General features: G+C 73.4%; 37 protein-coding genes. 21 read left to right on the forward strand and 16 right to left on the reverse strand.

Annotated elements, in window-relative coordinates; genetic code table 11:
* Window positions 1-47 precede the first annotated feature (47 nt).
* The 3 genes from AC1DXT_RS17155 to AC1DXT_RS17165 are packed head-to-tail and all read right to left on the reverse strand — an operon-like array spanning window position 48 to window position 2,220.
* Window positions 48-674 carry a class I SAM-dependent methyltransferase gene (locus AC1DXT_RS17155; protein WP_477062511.1) on the reverse strand — a complete coding sequence of 209 codons (627 nt, stop codon included), beginning with the start codon at window positions 672-674 and terminating at the stop codon, window positions 48-50.
* A complete protein-coding gene (locus AC1DXT_RS17160; protein WP_477062512.1) occupies window positions 653-1,762 on the reverse strand; it encodes an AAA family ATPase in 1,110 nt (369 codons plus the stop codon). Before AC1DXT_RS17160 ends, AC1DXT_RS17155 begins: the two co-directional genes overlap by 22 nt.
* Window positions 1,763-1,791: 29 nt before the next feature.
* Complete coding sequence (locus AC1DXT_RS17165; protein WP_477062513.1) at window positions 1,792-2,220, reverse strand: nitroreductase/quinone reductase family protein; 429 nt, start codon at window positions 2,218-2,220, stop codon at window positions 1,792-1,794.
* Between the two features lie 45 nt (window positions 2,221-2,265).
* Here AC1DXT_RS17165 and AC1DXT_RS17170 point away from each other — a divergent pair, with 45 nt between their 5' ends.
* From AC1DXT_RS17170 to AC1DXT_RS17205, 8 genes are all read left to right on the forward strand, one after another.
* Window positions 2,266-2,673 carry a type II toxin-antitoxin system VapC family toxin gene (locus AC1DXT_RS17170; protein ID WP_477062514.1) on the forward strand — a complete coding sequence of 136 codons (408 nt, stop codon included), beginning with the start codon at window positions 2,266-2,268 and terminating at the stop codon, window positions 2,671-2,673.
* The gene (locus AC1DXT_RS17175) at window positions 2,670-3,233 is read left to right on the forward strand and encodes a GNAT family N-acetyltransferase (RefSeq protein ID WP_477062515.1); all 564 of its coding nucleotides are present in this window, start codon (window positions 2,670-2,672) and stop codon (window positions 3,231-3,233) included. Before AC1DXT_RS17170 ends, AC1DXT_RS17175 begins: the two co-directional genes overlap by 4 nt.
* Window positions 3,234-3,315: 82 nt before the next feature.
* Window positions 3,316-3,789 (forward strand): hypothetical protein, encoded by a 474-nt coding sequence (locus AC1DXT_RS17180; RefSeq protein WP_477062516.1) that lies wholly within the window; start codon window positions 3,316-3,318, stop codon window positions 3,787-3,789.
* A gap of 18 nt (window positions 3,790-3,807) precedes the next feature.
* On the forward strand, window positions 3,808-4,248 hold the full coding sequence (locus AC1DXT_RS17185; RefSeq protein ID WP_477062517.1) for a type II toxin-antitoxin system PemK/MazF family toxin: 441 nt from the start codon (window positions 3,808-3,810) through the stop codon (window positions 4,246-4,248).
* Between the two features lie 34 nt (window positions 4,249-4,282).
* A complete protein-coding gene (locus AC1DXT_RS17190; protein ID WP_477062518.1) occupies window positions 4,283-5,527 on the forward strand; it encodes an MFS transporter in 1,245 nt (414 codons plus the stop codon).
* A gap of 46 nt (window positions 5,528-5,573) precedes the next feature.
* Complete coding sequence (locus tag AC1DXT_RS17195) at window positions 5,574-6,479, forward strand: metalloregulator ArsR/SmtB family transcription factor (protein WP_477062621.1); 906 nt, start codon at window positions 5,574-5,576, stop codon at window positions 6,477-6,479.
* A complete protein-coding gene (locus AC1DXT_RS17200; protein ID WP_477062519.1) occupies window positions 6,476-6,889 on the forward strand; it encodes an arsenate reductase ArsC in 414 nt (137 codons plus the stop codon). Before AC1DXT_RS17195 ends, AC1DXT_RS17200 begins: the two co-directional genes overlap by 4 nt.
* Complete coding sequence (locus AC1DXT_RS17205; RefSeq protein WP_477062520.1) at window positions 6,886-8,115, forward strand: APC family permease; 1,230 nt, start codon at window positions 6,886-6,888, stop codon at window positions 8,113-8,115. Before AC1DXT_RS17200 ends, AC1DXT_RS17205 begins: the two co-directional genes overlap by 4 nt.
* Window positions 8,116-8,130: 15 nt before the next feature.
* On the opposite strand, the gene AC1DXT_RS17210 is transcribed toward AC1DXT_RS17205, so the two are convergent.
* Window positions 8,131-8,304, reverse strand: coding sequence for a hypothetical protein (locus AC1DXT_RS17210; protein WP_421742950.1), 174 nt, complete (start codon window positions 8,302-8,304; stop codon window positions 8,131-8,133).
* A gap of 3 nt (window positions 8,305-8,307) precedes the next feature.
* Window positions 8,308-9,075, reverse strand: a complete 768-nt coding sequence (arsM, locus tag AC1DXT_RS17215; protein ID WP_477062622.1) for an arsenite methyltransferase — start codon at window positions 9,073-9,075, stop codon at window positions 8,308-8,310.
* A 106-nt stretch (window positions 9,076-9,181) separates the two neighbouring features.
* Here arsM and AC1DXT_RS17220 point away from each other — a divergent pair, with 106 nt between their 5' ends.
* Complete coding sequence (locus AC1DXT_RS17220; RefSeq protein WP_477062521.1) at window positions 9,182-9,556, forward strand: ArsR/SmtB family transcription factor; 375 nt, start codon at window positions 9,182-9,184, stop codon at window positions 9,554-9,556.
* Window positions 9,557-9,564: 8 nt separating this feature from the next.
* On the forward strand, window positions 9,565-10,050 hold the full coding sequence (locus AC1DXT_RS17225) for an N-acetyltransferase family protein (protein ID WP_477062522.1): 486 nt from the start codon (window positions 9,565-9,567) through the stop codon (window positions 10,048-10,050).
* Between the two features lies 1 nt (window position 10,051).
* Here AC1DXT_RS17225 and AC1DXT_RS17230 read toward each other — a convergent pair whose 3' ends face one another.
* Together AC1DXT_RS17230 and AC1DXT_RS17235 are read right to left on the reverse strand one after the other, a co-directional pair.
* Window positions 10,052-10,378 (reverse strand): ArsR/SmtB family transcription factor, encoded by a 327-nt coding sequence (locus AC1DXT_RS17230; RefSeq protein WP_421742948.1) that lies wholly within the window; start codon window positions 10,376-10,378, stop codon window positions 10,052-10,054.
* A complete protein-coding gene (locus AC1DXT_RS17235; protein ID WP_477062523.1) occupies window positions 10,375-11,577 on the reverse strand; it encodes an MFS transporter in 1,203 nt (400 codons plus the stop codon). Before AC1DXT_RS17235 ends, AC1DXT_RS17230 begins: the two co-directional genes overlap by 4 nt.
* A 61-nt stretch (window positions 11,578-11,638) precedes the next feature.
* Between AC1DXT_RS17235 and AC1DXT_RS17240 the strand changes: the two genes are divergently transcribed.
* Complete coding sequence (locus AC1DXT_RS17240; protein ID WP_477062524.1) at window positions 11,639-11,971, forward strand: ArsR/SmtB family transcription factor; 333 nt, start codon at window positions 11,639-11,641, stop codon at window positions 11,969-11,971.
* Window positions 11,956-12,597 carry a cation efflux transmembrane domain-containing protein gene (locus AC1DXT_RS17245; protein WP_477062525.1) on the forward strand — a complete coding sequence of 214 codons (642 nt, stop codon included), beginning with the start codon at window positions 11,956-11,958 and terminating at the stop codon, window positions 12,595-12,597. The genes AC1DXT_RS17240 and AC1DXT_RS17245 overlap by 16 nt, the downstream gene beginning before the upstream one ends.
* Here AC1DXT_RS17245 and AC1DXT_RS17250 read toward each other — a convergent pair.
* A complete protein-coding gene (locus AC1DXT_RS17250; RefSeq protein ID WP_477062526.1) occupies window positions 12,594-13,463 on the reverse strand; it encodes an alpha/beta fold hydrolase in 870 nt (289 codons plus the stop codon). The two genes, AC1DXT_RS17245 and AC1DXT_RS17250, sit on opposite strands and share 4 nt — an antisense overlap.
* Before the next feature lie 20 nt (window positions 13,464-13,483).
* The gene (locus AC1DXT_RS17255) at window positions 13,484-14,068 is read right to left on the reverse strand and encodes a TetR/AcrR family transcriptional regulator (RefSeq protein ID WP_477062527.1); all 585 of its coding nucleotides are present in this window, start codon (window positions 14,066-14,068) and stop codon (window positions 13,484-13,486) included.
* 111 nt (window positions 14,069-14,179) lie between these two features.
* On the opposite strand from AC1DXT_RS17255, the gene fabI reads away from it, so the two are divergent.
* From fabI to AC1DXT_RS17270, 3 genes are all read left to right on the forward strand, one after another.
* Window positions 14,180-14,947 (forward strand): enoyl-ACP reductase FabI, encoded by a 768-nt coding sequence (gene fabI, locus AC1DXT_RS17260; RefSeq protein ID WP_477062528.1) that lies wholly within the window; start codon window positions 14,180-14,182, stop codon window positions 14,945-14,947.
* An 86-nt stretch (window positions 14,948-15,033) separates the two neighbouring features.
* Window positions 15,034-16,488 (forward strand): nitronate monooxygenase, encoded by a 1,455-nt coding sequence (locus AC1DXT_RS17265; protein ID WP_477062529.1) that lies wholly within the window; start codon window positions 15,034-15,036, stop codon window positions 16,486-16,488.
* A gap of 76 nt (window positions 16,489-16,564) precedes the next feature.
* A complete protein-coding gene (locus AC1DXT_RS17270; RefSeq protein ID WP_477062530.1) occupies window positions 16,565-16,876 on the forward strand; it encodes a DUF2249 domain-containing protein in 312 nt (103 codons plus the stop codon).
* On the opposite strand, the gene crcB is transcribed toward AC1DXT_RS17270, so the two are convergent.
* Genes crcB through AC1DXT_RS17285 form a run of 3 tightly spaced genes read right to left on the reverse strand, consistent with a single transcriptional unit; the run spans window position 16,873 to window position 18,151 of the window.
* Complete coding sequence (gene crcB, locus AC1DXT_RS17275; RefSeq protein ID WP_477062531.1) at window positions 16,873-17,238, reverse strand: fluoride efflux transporter CrcB; 366 nt, start codon at window positions 17,236-17,238, stop codon at window positions 16,873-16,875. The genes AC1DXT_RS17270 and crcB overlap by 4 nt on opposite strands.
* Window positions 17,235-17,645: a fluoride efflux transporter FluC gene (locus tag AC1DXT_RS17280; protein ID WP_477062532.1), complete on the reverse strand. Its 411-nt coding sequence runs from the start codon at window positions 17,643-17,645 to the stop codon at window positions 17,235-17,237. Before AC1DXT_RS17280 ends, crcB begins: the two co-directional genes overlap by 4 nt.
* The gene (locus AC1DXT_RS17285; protein WP_477062533.1) at window positions 17,642-18,151 is read right to left on the reverse strand and encodes a universal stress protein; all 510 of its coding nucleotides are present in this window, start codon (window positions 18,149-18,151) and stop codon (window positions 17,642-17,644) included. Before AC1DXT_RS17285 ends, AC1DXT_RS17280 begins: the two co-directional genes overlap by 4 nt.
* Window positions 18,152-18,203: 52 nt before the next feature.
* On the opposite strand from AC1DXT_RS17285, the gene AC1DXT_RS17290 reads away from it, so the two are divergent.
* Window positions 18,204-18,851, forward strand: coding sequence for an NADPH-dependent F420 reductase (locus AC1DXT_RS17290; protein ID WP_477062534.1), 648 nt, complete (start codon window positions 18,204-18,206; stop codon window positions 18,849-18,851).
* A gap of 54 nt (window positions 18,852-18,905) precedes the next feature.
* Here AC1DXT_RS17290 and AC1DXT_RS17295 read toward each other — a convergent pair whose 3' ends face one another.
* Entirely contained in the window at window positions 18,906-19,697 is a 792-nt protein-coding gene (locus AC1DXT_RS17295) for a hypothetical protein (RefSeq protein ID WP_477062535.1), read from the reverse strand.
* A gap of 28 nt (window positions 19,698-19,725) precedes the next feature.
* On the reverse strand, window positions 19,726-20,514 hold the full coding sequence (locus AC1DXT_RS17300; RefSeq protein WP_477062536.1) for a DUF6345 domain-containing protein: 789 nt from the start codon (window positions 20,512-20,514) through the stop codon (window positions 19,726-19,728).
* A gap of 121 nt (window positions 20,515-20,635) precedes the next feature.
* On the opposite strand from AC1DXT_RS17300, the gene AC1DXT_RS17305 reads away from it, so the two are divergent.
* The 3 genes from AC1DXT_RS17305 to AC1DXT_RS17315 are packed head-to-tail and all read left to right on the forward strand — an operon-like array spanning window position 20,636 to window position 22,514.
* The gene (locus tag AC1DXT_RS17305; RefSeq protein WP_477062537.1) at window positions 20,636-21,340 is read left to right on the forward strand and encodes an SAM-dependent methyltransferase; all 705 of its coding nucleotides are present in this window, start codon (window positions 20,636-20,638) and stop codon (window positions 21,338-21,340) included.
* Window positions 21,340-22,182 carry a class I SAM-dependent methyltransferase gene (locus tag AC1DXT_RS17310; protein WP_477062538.1) on the forward strand — a complete coding sequence of 281 codons (843 nt, stop codon included), beginning with the start codon at window positions 21,340-21,342 and terminating at the stop codon, window positions 22,180-22,182. The genes AC1DXT_RS17305 and AC1DXT_RS17310 overlap by 1 nt, the downstream gene beginning before the upstream one ends.
* Window positions 22,179-22,514, forward strand: coding sequence for a hypothetical protein (locus AC1DXT_RS17315; protein WP_477062539.1), 336 nt, complete (start codon window positions 22,179-22,181; stop codon window positions 22,512-22,514). The genes AC1DXT_RS17310 and AC1DXT_RS17315 overlap by 4 nt, the downstream gene beginning before the upstream one ends.
* Here AC1DXT_RS17315 and AC1DXT_RS17320 read toward each other — a convergent pair.
* Together AC1DXT_RS17320 and AC1DXT_RS17325 are read right to left on the reverse strand one after the other, a co-directional pair.
* Window positions 22,511-23,158, reverse strand: a complete 648-nt coding sequence (locus AC1DXT_RS17320; RefSeq protein ID WP_477062540.1) for a response regulator — start codon at window positions 23,156-23,158, stop codon at window positions 22,511-22,513. The genes AC1DXT_RS17315 and AC1DXT_RS17320 overlap by 4 nt on opposite strands.
* On the reverse strand, window positions 23,155-24,348 hold the full coding sequence (locus AC1DXT_RS17325; protein WP_477062541.1) for a sensor histidine kinase: 1,194 nt from the start codon (window positions 24,346-24,348) through the stop codon (window positions 23,155-23,157). The genes AC1DXT_RS17320 and AC1DXT_RS17325 overlap by 4 nt, the downstream gene beginning before the upstream one ends.
* 149 nt (window positions 24,349-24,497) lie before the next feature.
* Here AC1DXT_RS17325 and AC1DXT_RS17330 point away from each other — a divergent pair, with 149 nt between their 5' ends.
* On the forward strand, window positions 24,498-24,836 hold the full coding sequence (locus AC1DXT_RS17330) for a VOC family protein (protein ID WP_477062542.1): 339 nt from the start codon (window positions 24,498-24,500) through the stop codon (window positions 24,834-24,836).
* 62 nt (window positions 24,837-24,898) lie between these two features.
* On the forward strand, window positions 24,899-25,720 hold the full coding sequence (locus tag AC1DXT_RS17335; RefSeq protein WP_477062543.1) for an SDR family NAD(P)-dependent oxidoreductase: 822 nt from the start codon (window positions 24,899-24,901) through the stop codon (window positions 25,718-25,720).
* The last annotated feature ends 16 nt before the right edge of the window (window positions 25,721-25,736 follow it).

Here is a 25,736-nt window from a genome sequence, read left to right on the forward strand (position 1 = left end):
CGGACCCTCTCACCCGTCAGTCGAGCGGTGGAACCACCGGATCGACATCACGTCCCGACGACTTTCGCGGACAGCCGCTCGACCAGCCGCCAGCGCGACGCGGCGCTCTCGACGAGCTCGAGGCCGGCCGGTTCCAGCAGCAGCAGAGGCCGTCGGCGGTAGTGCTCTCCCGCGTGACGAGGCGTAACGCGCTCGAGCATGCCCTGCACCGCGCGGCCGAAGCCGGCGGACGACTCCACGTGGTCGGCCATCAGCAGCAGGCCGCCCGGGCGCAGCACGCGCGCGAGCTCGGCCAGCACGGCGAGCTCGTCGTCCACGCAGCACAGGGCCAGCGTGCTCACGACGGTGTCGAACGAGGCGTCCGGCAGGTCCAGGTGCGCGGAGTCGGCCTGCAGCAGGCGCACCGGGACGCCGATCGCCGCGGCCCGTGCGGAGGCTGCCCGGAGCATGGCGGCGCTGACGTCGGTGAGCGTGAGGTCGGTGACGCGGTCGGCGTAGTAGGGCAGGTTGGCCCCGGTGCCGACGCCGACCTCGAGAGTCCGGCCCGAGACGCGCTCGGCGATCCACTGCCGCGCCGGCGCGAGCAGCCGGGGTTCGAGGAACGCGGTCGTGCGGTCGTAGGTCGCCGCCTGGCCGTCCCAGTACGCCTCGCTCATCGCTTCGGCCACGTCCACGGGGGACCGTCGAGCAGCCCGGCTCCGTCCACCGAGGTCGCACCGCCTCCCTTGGTGAGCTCGATGGTGGTGGCGCCCGCCGAACGCAGGGCCCGGACCAGGTCCTCGGAGTGGGTGACGACGAGCACCTGCGACCGCTCCGCCGCCGCCGCCGCGATGAGGGCACCCACGGCGGGCATGAGGCTCGGGTGCAGGCTCGACTCCGGCTCGTTGAGGACCAGCAGGTCCGGCGGTCGGGTGGCGTGCGCGGCGGCGACCAGCAGCAGGAACGTGAGCGTGCCGTCGGACAGCTCGGCGGCGGACAGGGGGCGGCGAAGCCCGGGCTGGGTCATGCCGACGCGGCAGACGCCGTCGTCCTCCTCCGTGACCACGAGACGCGAGCCCGGGAACGCCACGTCGACCGACGCCTGCAGCGCATCGGCGTCTCCGACCCGGTCGATCGTCAGCAGCGCCGCGGCGAGGTCGTCGCCGCTGGCGGAGAGCACCGGCGTGAAGGTGGCGATCCCCGGCCGCCGCGCCGGGGACTCGGCGTCGGTCCGCAGGTGGTCGTAGAACCGCCAGCGGCGGGCCTGCTCCCGCAGCGCGAACAGGTCGGGCGTCGCGGCGGGGTCGGCCAGGAGCGCCATGACCGACTCGTGGTCGCCGACGGTGAGCGGGACGGTCGTCCACGCGCCGGAGTCGTCGCGCGTGCGGATCCGCGATCCGGTGCGCTCGGTCAGGACCGTCGACGGCCGCAGCACGGCGCCGGCCCACACGACCTCGGACTTGATCTCGGGGTCGAGCTTGAACGGACCCAGCTGCGGCAGTCCCAGGTCGATCGCGTACGAGAGGTCCTCGGTGGCGATGCCCAGCCGGACCGCGACCGGCCCCTCCGAGCGCCGGCCGGCGTGCATCGCGGACCGCATCCCGCCCTCGCGCGCCAGCGACGAGACGGCACCGTCACGAGCCACCTCGGCGAGCAGGCGGAGTGCCCGGTAGACGCTCGTCTTGCCGCTCCCGTTGGCACCGGTGACCACCGTGAGGTCGTCCAGGCCCAGGACGAGGGAGCGCAGGCTGCGGTACCCCTCGACCGCGAGCGTCCGGATCATGGCGCGACCCTAGCGGCGGGCGCCGACGCTCAGACCGGTTCGAGGAGGACCACGGGGATCACGCGGGACGTCCGCTCCTGGTACCGCGCGTAGTTCGGCAGCGCCTCGACGATCCGCGGCCAGAGCCGGTCGCGCTCGTCCGTCGTCGCCACCCGGGCCAGCATCGGACGGGCGGGGCCGCCGCCGAGCGCGACCTGCACCTGCGGGTGGTCGCGCAGGTTGAGGAACCAGGACGGGTGCTCGTCGTTCCCCCCGGCGGACGCCACGATCACGAGCGTCTCCCCCAGCGTGACCGGCGCGGTCAGCATCGACGATCGAGGCCTGCCCGACCGGCGTCCTGTCGTCACCAGCTCGAGCGACGGCAGACCCACGAGCTCACCGCCGAACCGCCCGCCGGTCAGCCGCAGGAGCGCGCGGTGCAGCCAGCTCAAGGACCGCATGAGGACGGTGCTGGTCATGCCTAGATGAGAGCACGTGTCGCACCGCGGTGCGACGATTCTCGGATGACCCGATTCGTCGTCGACGCCGCTGCCGCCCTGCGGCTCGCGGAGTCGGGCTCTGCGATGCCCGAGAACCACGAGCTGCTCGCCCCGACCCTGCTGCGCTCGCAGGCGCTGTCCGCGATGCACGAGGCCGTCCACCGCGGCGACCTCACGTCCTCGGAGGCCCGCGAGCGGCTCGCGCGACTGAACCGGATGTCCATCCGGCTCCTCGGTGACGGCGTCCTGCGGAACACGGCCTGGAAGATCGCCGACGAGCTCGGCTGGGCGTCCACCTACGCCGCGGAGTACGTCGCCCTGACGCGACTGCAGGCCGACTACCTCGTGACCCTCGACGACGAGCTCGCGCGCACGGTCGCCGGCGTCGTGGCGACCGCACCGTTCGACGCGTTGCTGGACCCCGCCGCATGAACGTGACGCTCAGCCCGTGGTCGACCGACGACGACGAGGCCCTCGCCGCCGCCGTGCGGGACAGTCCCGACCTCGCGGTCCAGCTCGGCGACGAGGCCCTCGGCACGCCCGAGGCCGCCCGCAGCTACATCGAGCGGTACCTCACCCACGACGAGGGGACGATCACGTTCGCGATCCGCGTCGACGGGACGGCGGTCGGCCACGTGGCGCTGAGCCACATCGAGCGCCGGCACGACACCGCGTGGGCCTCGTACTGGGTGTCGGCCAGCCGCCGCGGCCACGGCCTGGCGTCCCGCGCGCTCGCCACGGTCGCCGCCTACGCGTTCGACACCCTCGGCCTGTTCCGGCTCGAGCTCGGGCACCGCGTGAACAACCCCGCGTCCTGCCGGGTGGCCTCCAACGCCGGGTTCTCCGCCGAGGGGATCGAACGCGCGAAGCTCCGGTACGGCAGCGACCGGTACCACGTCGAGACGCACGCGCGGCTGGCCACCGACCCGGCGCCTTCGCTCGTGCTGGTCCCGGTGGTCCCGGTCGCCCGGGAGGCCGAGCCCGTGCGATGACCCTCGCCTCGGGGTGCGACTCGGCGGCATGCTGGTCCCGCAGTCCGAGGCGGCGAACGAGCGGGGTCCGTAGCCTGGACCGGTGGACACGTCTGCAGCCGTGACCGTGGTCGTCGGCCTCGTCGGCGTGGTGGTGGGCGCATGGCTCAGCCACCGGTTCTCCGTGCGGGCGCAGCGGGAGGCGTGGCGTCGCGAGCGGCGGTACGAGCTGTACGTCGAGGCCGTGCCCGTGCTGCAGCGGGCCAGGACAGAGGCGCTCCGGAAGGTGCCGTCCGACAGCTCGGTCTCCGGTGACCTGCGCTTCCTCCTGCTGCGCGTCAAGGTGCTGGGCTCACCCGACGCAGTCACCAAGGTCACTGCGGTGGACCGGCTGCTGTCGACGTCCGCGCCTCCGTGGTACCTGACGAACGAGCAACGCGAGCAGTACCGACGGCCACACCCACTGGGTCACCGTGCTGCCACCGTCCGCGTGGTCGACGAGGCGCTGGTGGCGCTCGAGCGCGACGTGCTGGGCGTCCGGGCACCGGAGGAGCGCTCCGTCCGAGACGGAGAGTGAAGCCCTACGCTCGCTCGCGTGAGCGAGATCGCGCAGCTGCCTGCCGAGCACCCGTGGGCCACCCTCGGCGTCATCGCCGCGATCCTCCTGATCGGCTGGCTACGCCGCCCCCGGGGGGCCGGTCAGCGCCCGACCCGGCCACGCGGGACGCGACCGCGGACCGGGGAGGTCTGGTTCGCCCAGGTGCCGTTCGAGGAGGGCACCGGCAGCAAGGACCGCCCCGTGCTCGTCCTGTCCGTGGTCGGCACGACGTGCGAGGTCGCGAGGTTCACGTCGCAGGACCGCACCGGCCGCCGTGACTACCTCCGGGTCCCGCAGGGGGTGCCCGGGCTGCCGAAGGCGAGCTGGCTGGACCGCCGGCCGATCACGCTCCACCCGTCCGCGTTCCGCCGGTACCTCGGCGAGCCGGGAGAGGCGTTCGTCCACTGGTACCGCGGCTCCGCCGCCGATCTCGGGTGACCTGTTCGTCGGCGTCGACTAGCGTCTCGCCCTTGTGAGCCGGATCGTCGACGTCGTCGTCCCGCGCAGGCTGGGCACCGGGTTCCGGTGGCTGCTCGCCTCGTCGTGGAGCTCCAACCTCGGCGACGGCATCGTCATCGCCGCCGGCCCGCTCCTCGTGGCGTCGCGCACCGAGGACGCGTTCCTCGTCGCGCTCGCGGCCCTGCTCCAGTGGCTGCCGCCGCTGCTGTTCGGCCTGTGGGCCGGCGCGCTCACCGACCGGCTGGACCGGCGTCGGCTCGTGATCCTCGTGGACTCGCTGCGTACCGTCGTCCTGATCCTGCTGGCCGCCGCCGTGGCCTTCGACGTGGCCACCATCGTGCTCGTCCTGGTGGCGATGTTCCTGCTCGGCACCGCGGAGACGTTCGCCGACAACGCCTCGGGCACGATGGTGCCGATGCTGGTCCAGCGCGACGACCTGGCGCTGGCCAACAGCCGCATCCTGGCCGGGTTCGTCACCGTGAACCAGCTCGTCGGCCCGCCCCTCGGGGCGTTCCTGTTCGCGGCCGGACAGGCGTGGCCGTTCGCCGCGGACGCGCTGCTGGTGGCGGCCGGAGCGGTGCTCGTCTCGCGGATCTCGCTGCCCCCGCACCTGACCGAGCCGAGAACCACGCACCTGCGGCACGACATCGCCGAGGGTGTCCGCTGGGTCCGGCACCACGCAGCGGTGCGGACCCTGGTGCTGACCATCCTCATCTTCAACGTGACGTTCGGCGCCGCGTGGTCGGTGCTCGTGCTCTACGCGCGGGAGCAGCTGGGCCTCGGGGCGATCGGGTTCGGGCTCATCACCACGGTCGGGGCCGTCGGCGGGCTGGTCGGGACGGTGTCCTACGGCTGGATCACCCGACGGGTCAGCCTGGCCAACCTCATGCGGATCGGGCTCATCGTGGAGACCCTCACGCACCTCGCGCTGGCGCTCACCACGACCGCCTGGTTCGCGCTGGTGGTCGTCTTCGTGTTCGGTGCGCACGCGTTCGTCTGGGGCACCACCTCCGTGACCATCCGGCAGCGGGCGGTGCCGACCGAGCTCCAGGGGCGGGTCGGGAGCGTGAACCTGGTGGGGGTGTTCGGCGGGCTGGTGGTCGGCGCGGCGATCGGCGGCCTGCTCGCGCAGCGGTACGGGGTGACGGCGCCGTTCTGGTTCGCGTTCGTCGGCTCGGCGATCTTCGTCGTGCTCATCTGGCACCAGCTGCGGCACGTGGCGCACACCGACGAGCTGCACGCGCCCGAACCGGCTTGATCCTTGGATCGAGATCCATCAATATAGGCCCGTGACGAGCATCGCCATGAGCCCCGCGTCCGCGGACCAGGTGGCTCGCTCGCTCAAGGCCCTCGCGGACCCCCTGCGCCTGCGCGCGCTCTCGCTCATCGCCGCCAGCCCGTCCGGCGAGGTCTGCGTCGAGGACGTCAGCGAGCTCACGTCGGTGTCGCAGCCGACCGTCTCCCACCACCTCAAGGTGCTCAAGGACGCGGGCCTGGTCACGGCCGAGCGCCGGGGCACGTGGGTCTGGTACCGGCTCGCGCCGGAGCACCGCGGCGCGGTCCGCACGGTGCTGGAGTCGTTCGCCGGCACCGAGGAGCGCACGGCGGCGGCGATCCCGGACCTCGACGCCCGCCTCGACCGCATCACCGCCGAGCTCGCACCGCGGTACCCGACGATCGACCCCCTCCGGGTCCGCGACGTCGTCCGCGACTCCGCGACGGCCCTCGCCAGGACGGGCGCCGGCTCGCGCACGGTCGGCCTCGCCGAGCGGTTCGCGCGGCAGCGCCTCGACGACCTCGCCCGCATCGAAGGCGCGACGACAGTCCCCCGCGTGCTGTTCGTCTGCGTCGCCAACGCCGGTCGCTCGCAGCTGGCCGCCGCCCTGCTCCGGCGCTACGCCGGCGACGCGGTCCTCGCCCGGTCCGCGGGCTCGGCGCCCGCCGCCGCGATCCACACCCACGTCCGTCCCGAGCTCGACGCCCTGGGCGTCGACGGCTTCCCGAAGCCGCTGACCGACGACGCCGTGCGCGCCGCCGACGTCGTGGTGACCATGGGCTGCGGCGACGTCTGCCCGGTCTACCCCGGCATCCGGTACGAGGACTGGGCGGTCGGCGACCCCGCCCTCGCCTCCCCCGACGGCGTCGCGGCGATCCGCGCCGACATCGACTCCCGCGTCCAGACCCTGCTCACCACCCTTGGAGTGTCATGACCCAGCCCAGCGTCCTGTTCGTCTGCGTGCACAACGCCGGCCGGTCCCAGATGGCGGCCGGCTTCCTGAAAGCCCTGTCCGGCGGCGCCGTGGAGGTCCTGTCGGCCGGGTCGATGCCCGCGGACAAGGTCAACCCGGTCGCGGTCGACGCGATGGCGGAGGTCGGCATCGACATCCGCGCGGAGCAGCCGAAGGTGCTCACCACCGAGGCCGTGCAGGCCTCCGACGTGGTGGTGACCATGGGCTGCGGCGACGCGTGCCCGTACTTCCCGGGCAAGCGGTACGAGGACTGGGTGCTCGAGGACCCCGCGGGCCAGGGCATCGAGTCGGTCCGTCCGATCCGCGACGAGATCCGCGGCCGGATCCTGACCCTGCTCGACGAGCTGGGCGTGGAGCCGGTCGGCGCGTGACCGCCCTCGTCCGGCGGCTGGGGGTCGCCGACGCCGTCGTCGTGGGGCTCGGCGCGATGCTGGGCGCCGGGGTGTTCGCCGCCTTCGCGCCCGCGGCCGAGGCCGCCGGGTCGGGTCTGCTGATCGGGCTGGCGATCGCCGCGGTGGTGGCGTTCTGCAACGCGACGTCGTCGGCACGGCTGGCGGCGCTGTACCCGGAGTCGGGGGGCACCTACGTCTACGCGGGGCGGCGGCTCGGCCGGTTCTGGGGGTTCCAGGCCGGCTGGTCGTTCGTCGTCGGCAAGACGGCGAGCTGCGCGGCGATGGCCCTGACGTTCGCGTCCTACGCAGCGCCCGGGCAGGCGCGCCTGGTCGGCATCCTCGCGGTCGTCGCGATCACCGCGCTGAACTATCGCGGCGTGCAGAAGACGGCCCTGGTCACGCGGGTGATCGTCGCCCTCACGCTCGTGACGCTCGCGGTCGTCGTCGCGGCGTCGGTGGCCGGCGGGACCGCGTCGACGGAGAACCTCGCAGGCGTCGACCTCGGTGGCGTGCTGCAGTCCGCGGGGCTGCTGTTCTTCGCGTTCGCCGGGTACGCGCGGATCGCCACGCTGGGCGAGGAGGTGGTCGATCCGCGCCGCACGATCCCCCGGGCGATCCCGCTCGCGCTCGGCATCGTGCTGGTGGTCTACCTCGTCGTCGGCGTCTGCGCGCTCCTCGCGGTGGGACCGGACGTCCTGGCCGCGACCGCCGCACCCCTGCGCGCGGTGGTCGAGGCGGGGTCCTGGGCGGCCCTCAGCCCGGTCGTGCAGGTCGGTGCCGCCGTCGCGTCGCTGGGCGCCCTGCTGGCGCTGGTGCTCGGGGTGTCGCGCACCGCCTTCGCGATGGCCCGCGACCACGAGCTGCCGCCGTTCCTCGCAGCGGTGCACCCGCGGCACGGCGTCCCCTACCGGGCGGAGCTCGCCGTCGCGGCCGTCGTCATCGTGCTCGTCGCGACCCTGGACGTGCGCGGCGCGATCGGGTTCTCGTCGTTCGGCGTGCTCACCTACTACGCCCTGACCAACGCCAGCGCGCTGCGCCTGGGGGCCGACGAGGGCCGGCCGCCGCGCTGGGTGGCCGCGCTCGGGCTGGTCGGCTGCGTGGTCCTCGCGCTCACGCTCCCGCTGCCGTCCGTGCTCGGCGGGCTGGCGGTGGCGCTCGTCGGCGCCGGCGTCTGGGCCGTGCGCCGAGGGCGCGGCCGCGGGTGACCGCGGCCGCGCTCGTCATGCGGGGGCGCAGCAGACGGTAGGCGTCGCCCGGAACGTCAGCCGCGGCAGCCGCGGCCAGGAACGCACCGGCCGCGGCGCGCGCTCCGCGAGGAGGAGCCGGCGCCGCAGCTCGACCTCCAGCTCACGCTCGCGCTCGTCGTACAGGACTGCGAACAGCTCCGGGTGCATGGCCTACTCCTCCGTGCGGGGCTTGCGGGCGCGGACCACGGCGCCGTGCATGCCGTCCGCGACCTGGTGGGTGAACGTGACCTCCGCGTCGGTGAACCCGGCGCGGGTGAGGCCGTCGACGTACTCCGTGCGGGACAGGGCGCCCGCGATGCAGCCGACGTACGAGCCGCGCTCGCCGCGCTGTTCCGGCGTGAGGTGGTCCTCGGCGACGATGTCCGAGATCCCCACCCGCCCGCCCGGCGTGAGCACCCGGAACGCCTCCGCGAGCACGGCCTGCTTGTCGGTGGACAGGTTGACCACGCAGTTGGAGATGACGACGTCCACCGTGGCGTCGTCCAGGGGCAGGTCCTCGATGGTGCCCTTGCGGAACTCCACGTTGGTGGCCCCCGCCTTGACCGCGTTGGCGCGGGCCAGGTCGAGCATCTCGTCGGTCATGTCGACCCCGTAGGCGAACCCCTCCGGGCCGACCCGACGCGCCGACAGCAGGACGTCGATCCCGCCACCGGACCCGAGGTCGAGCACGCGCTCGCCCGCCCTCAGCTCCGCGATCGCCAGCGGGTTCCCGCAGCCCAGCGAGGCAGCCAGCGCCTCGACAGGGACGCTCACGGCGTCCTGCGCGCTGTAGAGACCCGCCCCGAACTTCTCGTCGACGTCGACGACCGCTCCCGGCGCGCAGCAGCCTCCGTCGCCACAACACCCCCCGAGACCGGCCTGCGTCTCCACCGCCGCCAACGCGTAGCGCTGACGCACCTGCTCCCGCACCTCGTCCATCTCGTCCGCCTCCTCAGGCATCGACAACCATCGATGGACAAGATGCACCCATCCATCGACGGTTGTCAATATCGACAGACGTGAATGTCTGAGGCACACTGGTGCCATGGCTCTCGATCTCCTGCCCGTCGTCTCCGCCTCCGGCGGGGCGTGCTGCACCCCGCTCACCCGCGACGCGATCACGGAGCAGGCGGCCGCCGACCTGTCGCAGGTGCTCAAGGCGCTGGCCGACCCGGCCCGCCTGCGCCTGCTGTCGCTCATCGCGTCGCACGACGGCGCCGAGGCGTGCGTCTGCGACCTGACCGAGCCGGTCGGGCTCAGCCAGCCGACGGTGTCGCACCATCTCAAGGTCCTGGTCGACGCCGGCCTGGTCACCCGCGACAAGCGCGGCGTCTGGGCCTACTACGCCCTGGTCCCCGGGGCGCTCGACGCGGTCACGCACCAGCTGGGCACCCACCTGACCGCCGGCGCCGCCGCATGAGCGTGTCGATGCTCCCCCTGACCGCCGAGCACTGGCCCGCCGTCGAGCGCATCTACGCCGCCGGGATCGCCACCGGGCACGCGACCTTCGAGTCCGCCCCGCCCACATGGGAGGCGTTCGACGCGGCACGGCTCCCGGCCCACCGGCTCGTCGCGGTCGACGAGGACGGCGCCGTCGTCGGCTGGGCGGCCGCGGTCCCCGTCTCGGACCGGTGCGCGTACGCCGGGGTCATCGAGCACTCGGTCTACGTCGATCCCGCCGCCCAGGGCCGCGGGATCGGGCGGACGCTGCTGGCCGCGCTGCTCGAGAACGCCCGCGCGGAGGGGATCTGGACCGTGCAGTCCGGCATCTTCCCCGAGAACGCGACGAGCCTCGCCGTGCACGCGGCCGCCGGGTTCCGGGTGGTCGGCACGCGCGAGCGCCTCGGACGGATGACGTACGGCCCGCTGGCCGACCAGTGGCGGGACGTCGTCCTCGTGGAGAAGCGCCTCTGACTCAGCGGTGGTGCGGCGGCACCGGGTAGAGCGTGTGCTCGGTGTGCTGGAGGACGTTGGTGACCAGCGCGGACACGTGCTCGTTGGCCTGCGAGTAGTAGATCGTCGTGCCCTCGCGGCGGGCCGTGACCAGGTGGCCGGCGCGCAGCTTGGCCAGGTGCTGGGAGACGGCGGGCGTCGGCCGGTCGAGCGCTTCCGCGATCGCCGTCACGGACAGCTCGGTCCCGTCCAGCAGGGCGAGGACGGCCAGCCGGGTCCGGTCGGCGAGCAGGCGCAGGATGTCGACCGCGTGGTCGAGATCGGCGGGGTTCGTGGCCATCGTCGTCATGATCGCAGGCTGCGCACCCGTGCGGGGCTCGGCCACAGCAGCGTCGCGGCGATCGTCCCCGCCGTCGCGACGACGGCCAGCACGACGGCGGCGACCCCGAGGCCGAGCGTGCCGAGCCAGCCGGCGAGCGGGTAGGTGACCAGCCAGCACGCGTGCGACAGGGAGAACTGCGCCGCGAACGCCGCGGGGAGGTCCTCGGTGGACACCTCGCGGCGCACGAGCCGACCGACGGGGGTCTCGACGGCGGCCCAGCCGAGCCCGACGAGCACCCAGAGCACGCTCACGGCGGCGAGGCTGTGCAGCGCGACGGGGATCGCGGCGGTGGCGACTGCGAGCAGGACCGCCCCGCCCAGCATCACGCGACGCTCGGCGATCCGGCGCAGCAGCCGCGGGAGCGTGAACGCCGCCGCCATCGAGCCGAGCCCGTTGGCGGCAAGCACCAGCGCGACGACGCCGTCCCCGAGACCGAGCTCACCGCGGACGATCACCACGGTCTGCACCAGCACGAACGCCCCGGCGGCCGCGACCACCAGGTTGAGCGCGAGCACCGGCCGCAGCGCCGGCGTCCGGACGAACAGAGCGGCACCCCGCCGCACCTCGTGCGTGAACCGCCCCTGGACGGGTGGAACCCCGCGCGGCAGGACCACCGAGCCCACCAGCAGCGCGGACCCGGCGAACCCGATCGCGGTGCCGATGAAGAGCGCGTCGGACGGGACCAGGAGCAGCAGGGCCGCCGCGAGCACCGGTGCGAGCACCGCCTCGAGGTCGTAGGCCAGCCGGGACAGGGACAGCGCGGAGGTGTAGTCGTCCTCGTCGGGAAGCACCTGCGGGATCACCGACTGGAAGGTCGGGGTGAACGTCGCCGACGCCGCCTGCAGCACGAAGATCAGGACGAACACCTGCCAGACCTCGCCGACGAACGGCAGCATCGAGGCCACCAGCAGCCGTACCAGGTCCGCACCGATGAGCACCGCGCGCCGGGGCAGGCGCGCCACCACGACGGCCGCGACCGGCGCGACGAGGACGTACGCGAGCATCTTGATCGCCAGGGCCGTGCCCAGCACCGAGCCCGCGTCGGCGCCCGCGAGGTCGTAGGCCAGGAGACCGAGGGCGACCGTCGCCAGCCCGGTCCCGGCGAGCGCCACGACCTGCGCGGCGAAGAGCCTGCGGTACACCGGGTGTCTGAGCGGGCTGAGCATCCTTCCATCATTGCGCATCTACGCAAGCAATGAATACACGATTGTCTGTACTCTCGCGTCCATGGAGACGGTCACCCTCACCCACACGGCCGCGCTCGCGCGGCTCGGGCACGCGCTCTCGGACGAGACCCGCACCCGCGTCCTGCTCGTCCTGCGCGAGGCCCCGGCCTACCCGTCCGACCTGGCAGACGCGCTCGGCGTCTCCCGTCAGGTGATGTCCAACCAGCTCGCCTGCCTGCGCGGCTGCGGCCTGGTCGAGGCGGTCCCGGACGGCCGGCGGACCTGGTACCGGCTGGCCGACGCCCACCTGGCGCCTGCCCTCGACGACCTGCTCCGGCTCGTCGTCACCGTCGACCCCACCTGCTGCGGATCGGCGGGGTGCACGTGCTCCTGACCCGACGCACGGTCCTGCAGCGGCGCATCCGATGGGTCGTCGCCCTGACCATCGGTTACAACGTGGTCGAGGCGGTCGTCGCTCTGGTCGCCGGGCGGATGGCATCGTCGTCGGCACTCCTGGCGTTCGGGCTCGACTCGGTGGTCGAGGTCCTGTCGGCCGCCGCGGTCGCGTGGCAGTTCGCGGCACCCGACCCCGAGAGCCGCGAGCGCACCGCCCTGCGACTGATCGCCGTCTCGTTCTTCGGGCTCGCCCTCGTGGTCACCCTCGACTCGGTGCGGACGCTGCTCGGCGGCTCCGAGCCGGAGCACTCGACGGTCGGCATCGTGCTCGCCGCCGCGAGCCTGGTGATCATGCCGCTGTTCTCCTGGTTCGAGCGCCGGACCGGACGCGAGCTGGGCTCCGCCTCGGCGGTCGCCGACTCGAAGCAGACCCTGCTCTGCGCCTACCTGTCCGGCGTCCTGCTGGTGGGCCTCGTCCTGAACAGCACCCTCGGGTGGACGTGGGCCGATCCGCTCGCCGCGCTGGTCATCGCCTGGTTCGCGGTGCGCGAGGGCCTCGAGGCGTGGCGCGGTGAGGCCTGCACGGTCCCGGTCAGCGCCCTGCTGGAGTCGGACGCCGACTAGCCGGTCACGTGCGCGACGATCCGCTTGATCGTCTCGTCGTCCCGCAGGATCCGGCGGTGGCCCAGCCCGTCGCTGACCACCAGCTCCGCACCCGGCCACGCGCGGGCGATGCGGGTGCCGTCGGCGTGGTCGGCCTCCTTGTCGGCGCGGTCGCTCAGCACGAGCGTCGCGGGCAGCGGCCGGCGCGCGTTGGCGGCCCGCACGGGGATGTCGAGGTCCGCCAGCCGGCGGCCCGCCAGCTTCTCCATGCGGACGACGAACCGGTGCCGGGTCCGCTCGCTGAACCCCAGCGTGTGCGCGAAGCCCACCGTGTAGGTGGACGGGTCGGCCAGCGGCGTGACCAGCACGAGCCGTTCGGTCGGCGTCCCGTCCAGGACGGCGAGCGCGCTCGCGGCCGCGCCCATGGAGTGGCCGACGACCGCGTGGGCCGGACCGTGCGCGTCGATGACCGTGCCGAGCGCGGACATCATCTCGGGCAGGGTCGTCCGCCGGCGACCGAGGGCGCCAGGCCCCGAGTCGCCGTGCGCGGGTGCGTCGTACGCGACCACCCGGAGGCCCGCCGCCAGGAGCGGCTCGACCAGCGAGCGCAGCTGCCCGCGGTGGCCGCCCCAGCCGTGCACCAGGTAGACGCTCGGTCCGTCGCCCCAGACCTGCCCGACGATGGGACCGGTGCGGAACGCGGTGCCGCCGGGGATGGCCGACGGGTGCTTCGCGCGAGCAGGGGTGCACCAGAGCCGCAGCGCCCCGCGGGCGACGAGCTCGGGGGCCACCCGGTCCAGGGCCCGCACCGCGGACCGGACCAGCGGCGGGACGGGCGGGAGCTGCGTACGAACGGTCGTGCTTTTTTCGGTCGACAGCTGGGTCATTTCAGGTCTCCCAGGGGAAGTCAGCGGAGGAGGGACTGCAGCAGCCGCTCGAAGGCGAAGCGGGTGTGCGGTTCGGCCGCCGGGTCACGCAGCAGCCGGAAGGCGTGGAAGTGCGCGAGCATCAGCCCGTGCAGGTCGTGCGCGAACTGCTCGGGCGCGAGATCGTCCCGGAACGCCCCGTCCTTGGCACCGGAGCGGTAGACCTGCGCGAGCGACTCGGCGAGGTCCCAGTGGTCCCGGACCAGCTGGTCGCGGACCGGGCCGGGCTGGTCGTCGAACTCCGTGGCCGCCGACACGAACAGGCAGCCGGCCGCACCGGAGGACGAGGTGGTGAGCCACCGCTCGAACAGGGTGCGGACGCGCTGCTCACCACGGGGTGCCGCGAGCGCCGGGCGGATCACCTGGTCGACGAAGTGCTCCCGCGCGCTCGCGAGCACGGCCAGCTGGAGCGCCTCCTTGGACCGGAAGTGCGCGTAGAGGCCGGACTTGGACATGCCCGTGGCGGACGCGAGCGTGCCGATGGTCAGACCGGCGACGCCGAGGCGCCCGGCGATCTCGACCGCCTGGTCGATCACCGCCTGACGCGTGTCGTCACCTTTGCCCATAGTCCATGAATAGCACGATCGTGCGGTCCGGCGCATCTACCACGTCGTCCGACGGGATCATCCGGCCGGACGACCCAAGGCAACCGTCCCCCGGGCGCTACCGTCGACGCCATGGCGCTGCTCGACAACAAGACGATCCTCGTGACCGGCGTGCTCACCGAGGGCTCGATCGCGTTCCACGTCGCCCGGCTGGCGCAGGAGCAGGGCGCCCAGGTGGTGCTCACCTCGTTCGGACGCCAGCAGCGGCTGACCGAGGTCATCGCCCGACGCCTCCCGGCACCGGCACCGGTGGTCCGCCTCGACGTCACCTCGGCCGAGGACCTGGCCGCGCTCGCGGGTGCGGTCGGCGAGCACGCCGACCGGCTCGACGGGGTGGTCCACTCGATCGGCTTCGCCCCGCAGGCGGTGCTCGGCGGGAACTTCCTCGGCGGCGAGTGGTCCGATGTGGCCACGGCCCTGGAGATCTCGGCGTACTCGCTCAAGGCGCTGGCCGTCGCCGCGCAGCCGCTCATGGTCCGGGGCAGCTCGGTGGTCGGCCTGACGTTCGACGCGACCGTCGCATGGCCGGTCTACGACTGGATGGGCGTGGCCAAGGCGGCCCTGGAGTCGACGTCCCGCTACCTCGCCCGCGACCTCGGGCCCGACGGGATCCGCTGCAATCTCGTCGCGGCCGGCCCGATCCGGTCGACCGCGGCCAAGGCGATCCCCGGCTTCGAGGCGATCGAGGGCGGCTGGGATGCTCGGGCTCCCCTGGGCTGGGACGTCGGCGACGCCGGTCCGACCGCCCGCGCGGTGGTCGCGCTGCTCTCGGACTGGTTCCCCGCCACCACCGGCGAGATCGTGCACGTCGACGGCGGCGTCCACGCGATGGGGATGTGACAGCCAGGGTCGTTGGTCCCGGCTCCACGCCGGACCTTTCACCTACGGTTGCGTAACTTACGCTCCCGTAGGTCTGGAGAGGTCCGATGCCGACACCACCGCCCGTCCGGTCCCTGCGCCGCGCGCTGCCGACGATCATCCAGGGCGGGATGGGCGTCGCGGTCTCGTCGTGGCGCCTGGCGTCCGCGGTCGCGCGTCGCGGGCAGCTGGGCGTCGTGTCCGGCACCGCGCTGGACCTCGTGCTGGCCCGCCGGCTCGAGGACGGTGACCTCGACGGCTCGGTCCGCCGCGCGATGGCCGCGTTCCCCGTCCCGGCGATCGTCGAGCGCGTGCTCAAGCGGCACCTGCGCCCGGGTGGCCGCGCGGCGGGCGTGGCGTACACACCGGTCCCGCGGCTGAGCATGCGCCCGGGGCGCTCGGTCCAGGAGCTGACCGTGCTGGCCAGCTTCGTCGAGGTGTGGCTGGCCAAGGAGGGTCACGACGGCCCGATCGGCATCAACTGCCTGGAGAAGGTCCAGATGGCGATGCCGGCGGCGGTGTACGGCGCCATGCTCGCCGGGGTCGACGCGGTGCTGGTCGGCGCCGGCATCCCGCGCCACCTGCCGCACCTGCTCGACGAGCTCGCCGCGAACCGCCCCACGCAGCTGCCCGTCGACGTCGCCGGCGACCCCGGCGGTGACCACGTGGTCGAGATCGACCCGCCGGACCTGCTCGGCCCCGACCTGCCGGCGCTGGACCGACCGCTGTTCCTCGCGATCGTGTCGAGCGAGGTCCTGGCCGCCTACCTCACCCGTGACCCCACGATCCGCCCGGACGGGTTCGTCATCGAGGGCCCTCGCGCGGGCGGTCACAACGCTCCGCCGCGGGGTCGCCCGGTGCGCGACGAGCGCGGCCAGCCGGTGTTCGGCGCCCGGGACCAGGCGGACGTCAGCAAGGTCGCCGCGGTCGGCCTGCCGTTCTGGCTCGCCGGGTCGCTGGGCACGCCCGAGGCGGTCCAGGAGGCCCTCGCCGCCGGCGCGACCGGCGTCCAGGTGGGCACCGCCTTCGCGCTCAGCTCGGACTCGGGCCTGACCGACGAGCTGCGCGACCGCCTCCTCGCCCTGCTGCGCGCCGGCGAGCTCGAGGTCCTCACCGACGGGGACGCCTCCCCGACGGGCTTCCCGTTCAAGGTCGCCCAGCTGACCGGCACGCTCTCCGACCCCGCGATCCGCAGCGCCCGGCCGCGCCTCTGCGACCTGGGCTACCTGCGGTCGCCGTACCTGAGGGACGACAACCGGGTGGGGTTCCGGTGCCCGGCCGAACCGGTCGCCATGTACGTCAAGAAGGGCGGCTCCGAGCAGGACACCGAGGGCCGGGTGTGCCTGTGCAACGCGCTCTCGGCTGACGTCGGTCTGGGCCAGACCCGGCCCGACGGGCGCGAGGAGGAGGCGCTGGTCACCCTCGGCACGGACCTCGACGGCGCGAGCCGCCTGGCCGAGCTGTACCCCGACGGCTGGTCCGCCGACCAGGTGCTCGACTGGCTCCTGGAGCCGGCGCTGTAGAGCCCTAGGTCCCGGTCTCGGGAGGAGGGGGCGCCGGATACTCGGGGGGCGCCCGTCACCGACCTCGGAGGACCTCATGACCACGCAGCACGTCGAGATCTCGACCGGCACGCCCGCCGCGGCGACCGAGGGCCACGTGTGCGGCTGCGGGCACGCGTCCGAGGAGGAGATCGTGGTCGACGCGCGCAGCCTGCCGCGCCCGGTCCGGCACGCGGCGATCCGCGGTGCGTTCAGCGCGATCCCCGTCGGCCAGTCCATGATCCTCGTCGCACCGCACAAGCCGGTCCGGCTGCTCGCGGAGCTGGAGCAGGACGCTCCCGGTGCGCTGGAGATCGAGTTCCTGGTCGACGAGCGCGACGACTGCCGCGTGCGCCTGACGCGCGTCTAGAGAGCCATCAGCGCGACGCCCGACGCCGCGGCGCCGAGGCAGAGCAGCACCGAGCCGACGGCGTTCGCAGTGGCGCGGCGCAGCTCGCCCGCCTGGATCAGCCGGACGGTCTCCACCATCGCCGTGGAGAACGTCGTGTACCCGCCGCAGAACCCGGTCGCGGCCACCACCTGCCAGGTCTCGCCGAGCCCGTGGTAGACGTGCGCGCCGGCGAGCAGGCCGATGAGGAACGACCCCGACACGTTCACCGCGAGCGTGGCCAGCGGGAACACCCGGTTCCACCGCGAGCGGACCGAGCCGTCGACGACGAACCGGGTGGCGGCACCGATCCCGCCGAAGAGGGCGATGAGCAGGACGGTCATCGCACCCGCCGCGAACCGAGCGCGACGCCGGCGACGCAGGCGAGCAGCCCGAGCACCACGCTCAGCACCCCGTAGGCCACGGCCATGGTCACCTGACCGGCCGCGAGCAGTCGCTCCAGCTCGAGGGCCAGGCTGGAGAACGTGGTGAACCCGCCGAGCACCCCCGTGCCGGCGCCGAGCCGCACCAGCCGACCCCGTCGCGACTCCTCCCCGCGCCGCAGCAGCGCCTCGAGCAGGACGCCGAGCAGGAACGACCCGAGGACGTTCACGACGAACGTCGCCGTCGGCCACCCGCCGGGGGACGTGCCCAGCCACTCGGCGACCGCCCAGCGGCCCGTCGTCCCCACCGCTCCGCCCAGCGCCACGACCGCGACCAGCCTCGGATCGAGGTGCGGGGATCGCGTCACCGATGCTCCTGCGGGACGATCGTGACCGGCAGCGGCTGGGTGTGGGCGAGGTGGCCGGCCGTCGAGCCGCCGATCAGATGGTTCATCCACCCGCCGAGCCCGGGGCGCCGGCTGCCGACCACGATCATCGCCGCGCCGGCGTCGCCCGCGACGCGGCCCAGCTCGCGCGAGGCCTCACCGACCGTGTAGACGAACCGCCACGGCACGTCGGAGCCCTCGAGGTTCCGCTCGACCTCCACGGCCACGGACCTCTCGACCTCGTCGCCGGGATCGTCGACGTGGTCCGGGTCGAGCGGGGTGGTCACGAGGGTGCCGTCCGGCTCCCGCGCGACGACGGTGCGCGCGGCGTCGGACCACACGCACACGAGGTCGGCGCGCATCGCGCGAGCGAGACCCGCGGCCTGCTGCACGACGGTCGGCGACTGCCCCGGGAGCACGCCGACGACGACCGTCGGGCCGTCCGGCGTCGGCACGCCGTGCCACGCGTGCGGTGCGGATCGGGTCACCCGCCGAGGCTACGCGGGAACACCCGCCCGGTCGTGGAGGTTGCGGTGACCCATGACCACTATCGGATTCATCGGCGCAGGCCACATCGGCGGCACGCTCGCCCAGCTCGCGATCTCGCACGGCTACGACGTCGTCGTCAGCAACTCCCGCGGCCCGGAGACCCTCACGGACCTGGTCGAGCAGCTCGGCGACCGCGCACGCGCGGGAACGGCGGCCGAGGCCGCCGCAGCCGGGGACGTCGTCGTCGTGACGATCCCCACCAAGAACGTGAACGACGTGCCGGTCGAGCCGCTGGCCGGCAAGGTCGTCATCGACACCAACAACTACTACCCGCAGCGCGACGGCCACATCGAGTCGCTCGACAACGAGTCGACGACGGTCTCGGAGCTGCTCCAGACCCACCTGCCGGCGTCGCACGTGGTCAAGGCGTTCAACCACATCATGTTCAGCGACCTCGCGACGCAGGGTGTGCCCGCCGGCACCCCCGCGCGCCGGGCGCTGGCCGTCGCGGGCGACTCGGACGAGGCCCGGGCCGCGGTGGCCGAGCTGATCGACGAGCTCGGCTTCGACGCGGTCGACGTCGGTGCTCTCTCGGAGGGCTGGCGCTACCAGCGCGACACCGCGGCGTACGTCCAGCGGTTCGACGCCGACGGCCTGCGCGCCGCCCTGTCGAAGGCTGTGCGCTACCGCGACATGTGACGCAGAAGTACCGGACGGCCTGCGCTCCCCTCACTGCGCAGGCCGTCCGGTGGCTCAGCGGGCGGCCGGGACCCTGACCAGCTGCTTCGGCCCGTCGTTGCCGTACTCGTCGGCGGGGTGCGCCACCTCGACGAACCAGCTCGGCTCCAGCAGGTCGGCACCGCCCTCGTAGGGCGCCGCCCAGTACGCGAGGACGCTCGAGACGACCGCAAGCTTCTCGGTCCGGCTCTTGCGGTGCCGGGCGGACTCGAGCACCCGCTCGAGCGCCTCGCCCTCCTCGACCAGCTCGGCCTCGCGGTAGAGCTCGACGGCGTCCCAGGTGGTCGCCATGAGGCGCAGCGGCCGGTCGTCGTCGAGGAACGTCGCGTTCACGCCGGCCCGCGGGCCCGTGACCGGGATGCCGTCGAGCGTGACCCGCGAGCGCACGTCGGTCTTCACCGCGAACCGCGTCCGCTCCTTGCCGTCGAAGCGCACCGCCTCCACGACGGTCGCGTCGATGCTCGTCTCCAGCCGGACGCCGTCGAACCGGGCGACTTTCGGACCGAGCCCGTACCGCTCGGTCAGCTCGCCGGTCACGCCGACGGCCTTGTCGGCGGGCAGCGGCTCGGGGTGACCCTTCTCGGGGTCGGCGGCGGCGACGCCCCGGACGGTGTCGACGAGGGCCGTGACGCCGGCCAGCCGGTTGCCCGGCCCGCCGTGCACGAGCGTCGCCTCCTTGCCGACGAGCGCGAACGCCTCCTCGGTGCGCACGACGTCGCCGTCGATGCGGAACGCCTCGGCGAGTGCGCGAAGGCGCTCGTCGTCCAGGGCAGCAGGTCGCACGCGGGCGACCGAGATCGTGGTCATGGCTGTTCCTTCCGAAGGTGGTGGGTGCTCAGCAGGCGTGCGGGATCCAGGTCCACGAGAACCAGGAGCCGCCGCGGTGCGGGTCGGAGCTGACGAAGCCGTGGTCGTGCAGGAAGTCGGCGCCCGTGTTGGTGCCGGAGCTGTTGGCGTAGAGCACGGCGGACTCCACCCAGCTGGGCTGCGTGAACTCGGCCATCCAGAACCACGCGTCGACCACGCGCATCGGGTGGCGCCCGATGAGCCACTCGGGGATGCCGAACATGGCCGTGAGCCAGCGCCCGTCCATCGCGGACGCGAACGCCCGTCCGGGGTTGGCCAGGTCGAGGCTGGTGGTGGTGAAGCTGAGGATCGCGTGCAGGCCCTCGAACGCGTCGGCCCAGCGGTCGAACACGTCCCGGTTGGCGCCCTGTTGGACCGCGTCCATCTGCAGGGTGTTGCAGACCTCCAGGCCCAGCCACTCCAGGTCGCCGTGGCCCAGGCGCAGGTCGCCGTCGTTGCCGGCCGCGCTCGTCGTGAAGTCGCCCTGCACCTGCGAGTCGTCCGGCACGTCGCTGCGGAAGTAGAAGCCGCTCGGGCTGCCGTGGCCCGTGAAGTACACGATGTCGGCCTGCTCCACCCACTGGTCGGCGTGGCCGCCGCGGGCGTTCGCCTTGAAGTCGTCCTCGAACGCGTTCCCGTCGCCCCAGTTGAAGATCCCGTTCCCGCTGTCGTGGTTGCGGAGCTCGTCCCAGAACCCGCCCGCGTCCTCGTGCTCGTGCGTCAGCGGATTGAGGTTGTTGTACGCGTTGATCCACTCCGTGCCGATGCCGTACGACATCGCCATCCCCCTTCGTCGTCGAACCTGTCACCTGGGAAGAGAGGCACCACGGGGTGGTGATACGCGCGCGGCGGGTCATATCTGCTCGCTCGCGTGCGCCGCCGGTCGTACCGTCCGGCTCATGGACCTGCCCCGTCACCACACGATCCGCGAGCGCAGCCACCGGATCCTCGACCCCTTCACCGACGCGCAGCTGGCCACCCTCGGCCGCGCGCTGCACCTCGATCCGGGCGCGACCGTGCTCGACCTCGCGTGCGGCAAGGGCGAGCTCCTGTGCACCTGGGCGCGGGACCACGGGACGGTCGGGACCGGGGTGGACCTGAGCACGGTGTTCGTCGCCGCGGCACGGGAGCGGGCCACCTCGTTGAACGTCGACGTGGCGTTCGTGCAGGGCGACGCCTCCTCGTACGTCGCCGACGAGCCGGTGGACGTCGCCTCGTGCGTCGGGGCGACGTGGATCGGCGGCGGGGTCGTCGGCACCCTGGAGCTGCTCGGCCGGTCCCTGAAGCCGCGCGGCATCGCGCTCATCGGCGAGCCGTTCTGGAAGGCCGGACCGCCCAACGAGTTCCTGTCCCTGCCCGACCTGGTCCGGCAGTTCGGCGACGCCGGCTGGGACCTGGTGGAGATGGTGCTGGCCGACGAGCACAGCTGGGACCGGTACGTGGCCGCGCAGTGGCTGAACGTCCGCCGGTTCCTCGACGAGCACCCCGACGACGAGCTGGCGCCGGCCTTCCGCGAGGAGCTGTCGACGGCACCCCTCGACTACGTGACGAACCAGCGCCCGAACCTCGGCTGGGGCGTCTTCGCGCTCGTGCGGCGCCCCTGATGGACCCCTCGGCGGTGCGCGCGTACTACGCGGCGAAGAGCGAGCACGAGCGGGACCGGCTGCTCTCCCCCGAGGGCCTCCTCGAACGGATCCTGACGACCCGCCTGCTGGAGCCGCACCTCGGCACGCCCGGGCGAGCGCTCGACCTGGGCGGCGGCACCGGTCCGTACTCCGTGTGGCTGGCGGAGCTCGGCTGGGACGTCTCGCTGGCCGACCTGTCCCCCGAGCTGCTGGCCATCGCCGAGTCGTCGCTGCCCGCCGGCACGGTCCAGGAGGTGGTCGAGATCGACGCCCGTGACCTGTCGCGCTGGGCCGACGGGACGTTCGACGCGGTCCTGTCCCTCGGCCCGATGTACCACCTGTCCGACGCGCACGACCGCGCGCTCGCCGCGTCCGAGCTGGCCCGTGTCACCCGTCCCGACGGGCTCGTCGCCGTCGCACTCATGCCGCGGTACACCTCCGTCCGGCGGGTGCTCTCGCTCCCCGACGAGCGGTGGCAGCTGGCCGACCCGGCGTTCGTCGACCGGCTGCTGGACGAGGGCGTCTTCGAGAACGCGGTGCCCGGTCGCTTCACGCACGTGCACGGGGTGCAGCCGACCGAGGTGTGCCCGTTCTTCGAGTCGCACGGGTTCTCGTCGCTGCTGCTGGCGTCGACGCACGGGTTCCTCACCGGAGTGGAGGGCGGGTTCGAGGCGTTGCGGGTCGAGGACCCCGCCGCGTACTGCCGGCTGCTCGACCGGGTGGTGGAGACGGCGTCGGACCCCGGCACGCTCGCGACCGCCGGCCACCTGCTGTACGTCGGACGCAAGATCGGTGCGCGTGCGGACACAGACCAGGCATGAGGCGCGCCCTGGTCGTCGTCGTCGCGTGCGTCGCGCTCGCGGGCTGCGCGGGTGCTCCTGCCGAGCCCTTCCCGACCAGGCTCGACGCGACGTTCTCGCTCTACACGCACTGCGGCATCCACGAGCTGAACTACGGCGGCGACTGGTACGTGCGGCAGGGCGGAGTGCTCGACGACGGCTCCGGCAACCCGCCGGCCGGCTGGGACAACCCGTCCCAGGTGGGCACGCTCACGGTGACCGGCGACGAGGCGGTGTTCACCGACGTCGACGGTCACGAGGAGCACTTCGACCTGCGGCCCGGTGCGGACGAGCCGCTGCAGCTCTGCTCCTAGACCCCGACCAGCCCCGACTCGTAGGCCGCGATCACCAGCTGCACACGGTCGCGGCAGCCGAGCTTGCGCAGGGCCTCCGAGACGTGGGACTTCACCGTGGGCTCGGCGATCCACAGCTCGGCGCCGATCTCCGCGTTCGACAGCCCACGAGCCACCGCGCGCAGGATCTCCAGCTCGCGGGGCGTCAGGTCCGCGATACCGACCACCGGCACGGGCGCCGGGACGCGCGCGGTGAAGTCCTCTACCAGCCTCCGCGTCACCGTCGGGCCCAGCAGCATCGACCCGTCCGCGACCATCCGCACCGCCTCCACCAGCCGCTCCGCCGTGACGTCCTTGAGCAGGAACCCGCTCGCACCGGCCCGCAGGGCGTCGTAGACGTACTCGTCCAGGTCGAAGGTGGTGAGGATCAGCACGCGGGTGGCCGGGTGCTCGGCCGTGATCCGGGCGGTCGCGGCGATCCCGTCCAGGTGCGGCATCCGCACGTCGACCACCGCGACGTCCGGCCGCTCGGCGGCCACGAGCGACAGCAGCTCGCGGCCGTCGTGGGCCGCGCCGACCACCTGCAGGTCGGGTGCCGCGCCGAGGATGGCGGCGAAGCCCAGCAGGACGACCGGTTGGTCGTCGGCGACGACGACGCGGGTCACCGGGGCACCGCAACCTCGAGCACGAACTCCTTGTCGATCACCACGGCCGTCATCGTGCCACCCAGCGCCTCGACGCGTTCGCGCATCCCGATCAGCCCGCGCCCCGGCTCCGCGTCGCGCCCGGCGGGGTTGGTCATCCGGAAGCCGACCGCACCGTCGGTCAGCGTCCGGCTCAGCCGCGCGGTCACCCCCGGTGCGTGCCGGCGGGCGTTGGTCAGCCCTTCCTGCACAGCCCGGTACAGGACGTAGCCGGCGGCGGGCGGGACGTCGCGCCACTCGCCGTCGAGGGCGACCGGCTGACCGGCCGCGACCGCGCTGGCCACCAGGTCGTCGACGTCGCAGGCGGTCGGCTGCGGGATGCGCTCGCCCTCGTCGGACGTGCGCTGCAGGACGACGAGCACCTGACGCAGCTCGGTGAGGGCCTCGCGGGCGTCGGTCGCGATGGCGGCCAGGACCTCGCGCGCGTCGTCGTTCAGGTCCGGGTGGATGAAGGGCGCCGACTCCGCCCGGACCGCGACGAGCGACACGTGGTGGGCGACGACGTCGTGCAGGTCGCGGGCGAGCCGGGCGCGCTCACCGGCGAGGGACTCCACCTGGAGGGCGTGGCGCTCGGTGAGGTGCGCATCCGCCTGGCGTCGCCGTGAGCGCTGGCTCGCACCGATGGCCGCCGCGACCCCGACGACCGCCAGCACCCAGAACGCGTACATCGCCAGGGCGGCCCACTCGAAGTCCGCCCCGGTCCCCGAGGTGACCGGCCCGATCGGTAGATACGCCGGCATCTCCGTGCCGCAGTACCAGGCGGCGACCAAGAGCGCGGCGGCCGTCGGCACCACGGCCCGCACGACGCCGTCCAGAGCGGCGAGCGCGGCCACCGCCAGGATTCCGAGCCACCACCCCCAGACGAAACCGCCGTTCCACGGCACCTGGATGAACGGCAGGACCGTGAGCACGGTCGCCCAGACCGGCCAGCGACGCGCGAGGGTCACGCCCACGACCACGCTCAGACTGCCGACCAGCGTGAACCGGTCGATGCCGCCGGGCGTGGACCACGACGACCCTCCGTCGAACGAGGTGTACGAGGTGACGTTCGGCGTGATGAGGATGAGCACCGCCACCACCGTCGCCACCGCGACGGACGGCACCCACTCCTGCCAGCGGGGCGGAGTCTCGGGGTGCCCGGCGGTCGTCATGGCGTCATCGTGGCCTGTCGGACAGCCGGGCCACCTCAGCCGCGCGGCGGAGATCGGAGTCGTCCTCGGGTCGACCGGCGCGCCGCCCCGACCTGGTACGTCAGTAGCGTGGGAGGGCCCGATCCCACCCAGACACAAGGAGCACGACGATGACCGAAGGCATCAAGACCGTGGTGGTCCCGGTGAGCGACCTGGCCACGGCGAAGGCGTTCTACACGCAGCTGCTCGGCGTCGAGCCCGCCCACGACGCCCCGTACTACGTGGGCTTCGAGGCCCCCGGAGTGCACTTCGGACTGAACCCGAACGGCGACGTGAGCGCCGGACCGGTCTACTACTGGCACGTGGCGGACCTCGCGGCCACCCGCGACGCGCTCGTGGCGGCGGGCGCCACGGTCGTCCAGGACGCGACGCCGGTCGGCGGCGGACGGACGATCGCCACGCTGACGGACCCCGACGGCCACACGGTGGGCCTCGCCGAGGACTCCTGAGCACACCGGGCACGGCGGGCGGAGGATGGAACGTCCGCCCCTCGCCGTCCCCGGAGGTCCTCATGCCCACTGTCCTGATCACCGGCACCTCGACCGGCATCGGCCTGGAGACCGCGCTCGCCGCCGCGGACGAGGGCTGGACGACCGTGGCGACGATGCGCGACCTGTCCAGGGCCGACGAGCTGCGGTCCCGCGGCGGCGGGTTCCCGCTCGACATCCGGCAGCTCGACGTGACCGACCACGACGCCGTCGACGCCGTCGTGGCGGGCGTCGTCGCCGATCACGGCACGCTCGACGCGGTGATCAACAACGCGGGCGCCGCATGGGTGGGCACCGCAGAGACCCTGAGCATGGACGCGTTCCGGTCCTGCATGGAGGTCAACTACTTCGGCGTCGTCGCCCTCACCCAGGCGTCGCTGCCGCACCTGCGCGCGTCCGGTGGGCGGCTGATCACGATCAGCTCGGTCGGCGGCGTCGTCGGCCAGCCGTTCAACGAGGCGTACTGCGCGGCGAAGTTCGCGGTCGAGGGGTTCCTGGAGAGCCTCGCGCCCGTCGCGGCCGCGCTCGGCGTGCCGGTCGTCATCGTCGAGCCCGGCGCGGTGGCCAGCGAGTTCGTCGCCAACGCGGGCATCGAGCCTCCCGCCGACGGTCCCTACAGAGCCCTCCTCGCGTCCTACCTGGAACGGACGGCAGGAGCGTTCGCGAACGCACAGTCCGCCGCCGACGTCGCGGCCATGCTCGTGGAGCTGCTGGTCGAGGAGGACCCGCCGGTCCGCGTCCAGACGAGCGCGGCCGCGCGGGCGTTCGCCGGGGTCAAGCTGGCCGACCTCGACGGTTCCGCGGTGCAGACGCTGACCCGCGGATGGATCGCCGCTGGAGCATGATGGGAGCAGCCACCCG

This window comes from Cellulomonas sp. P1_G12_2 (genome assembly GCF_056405535.1).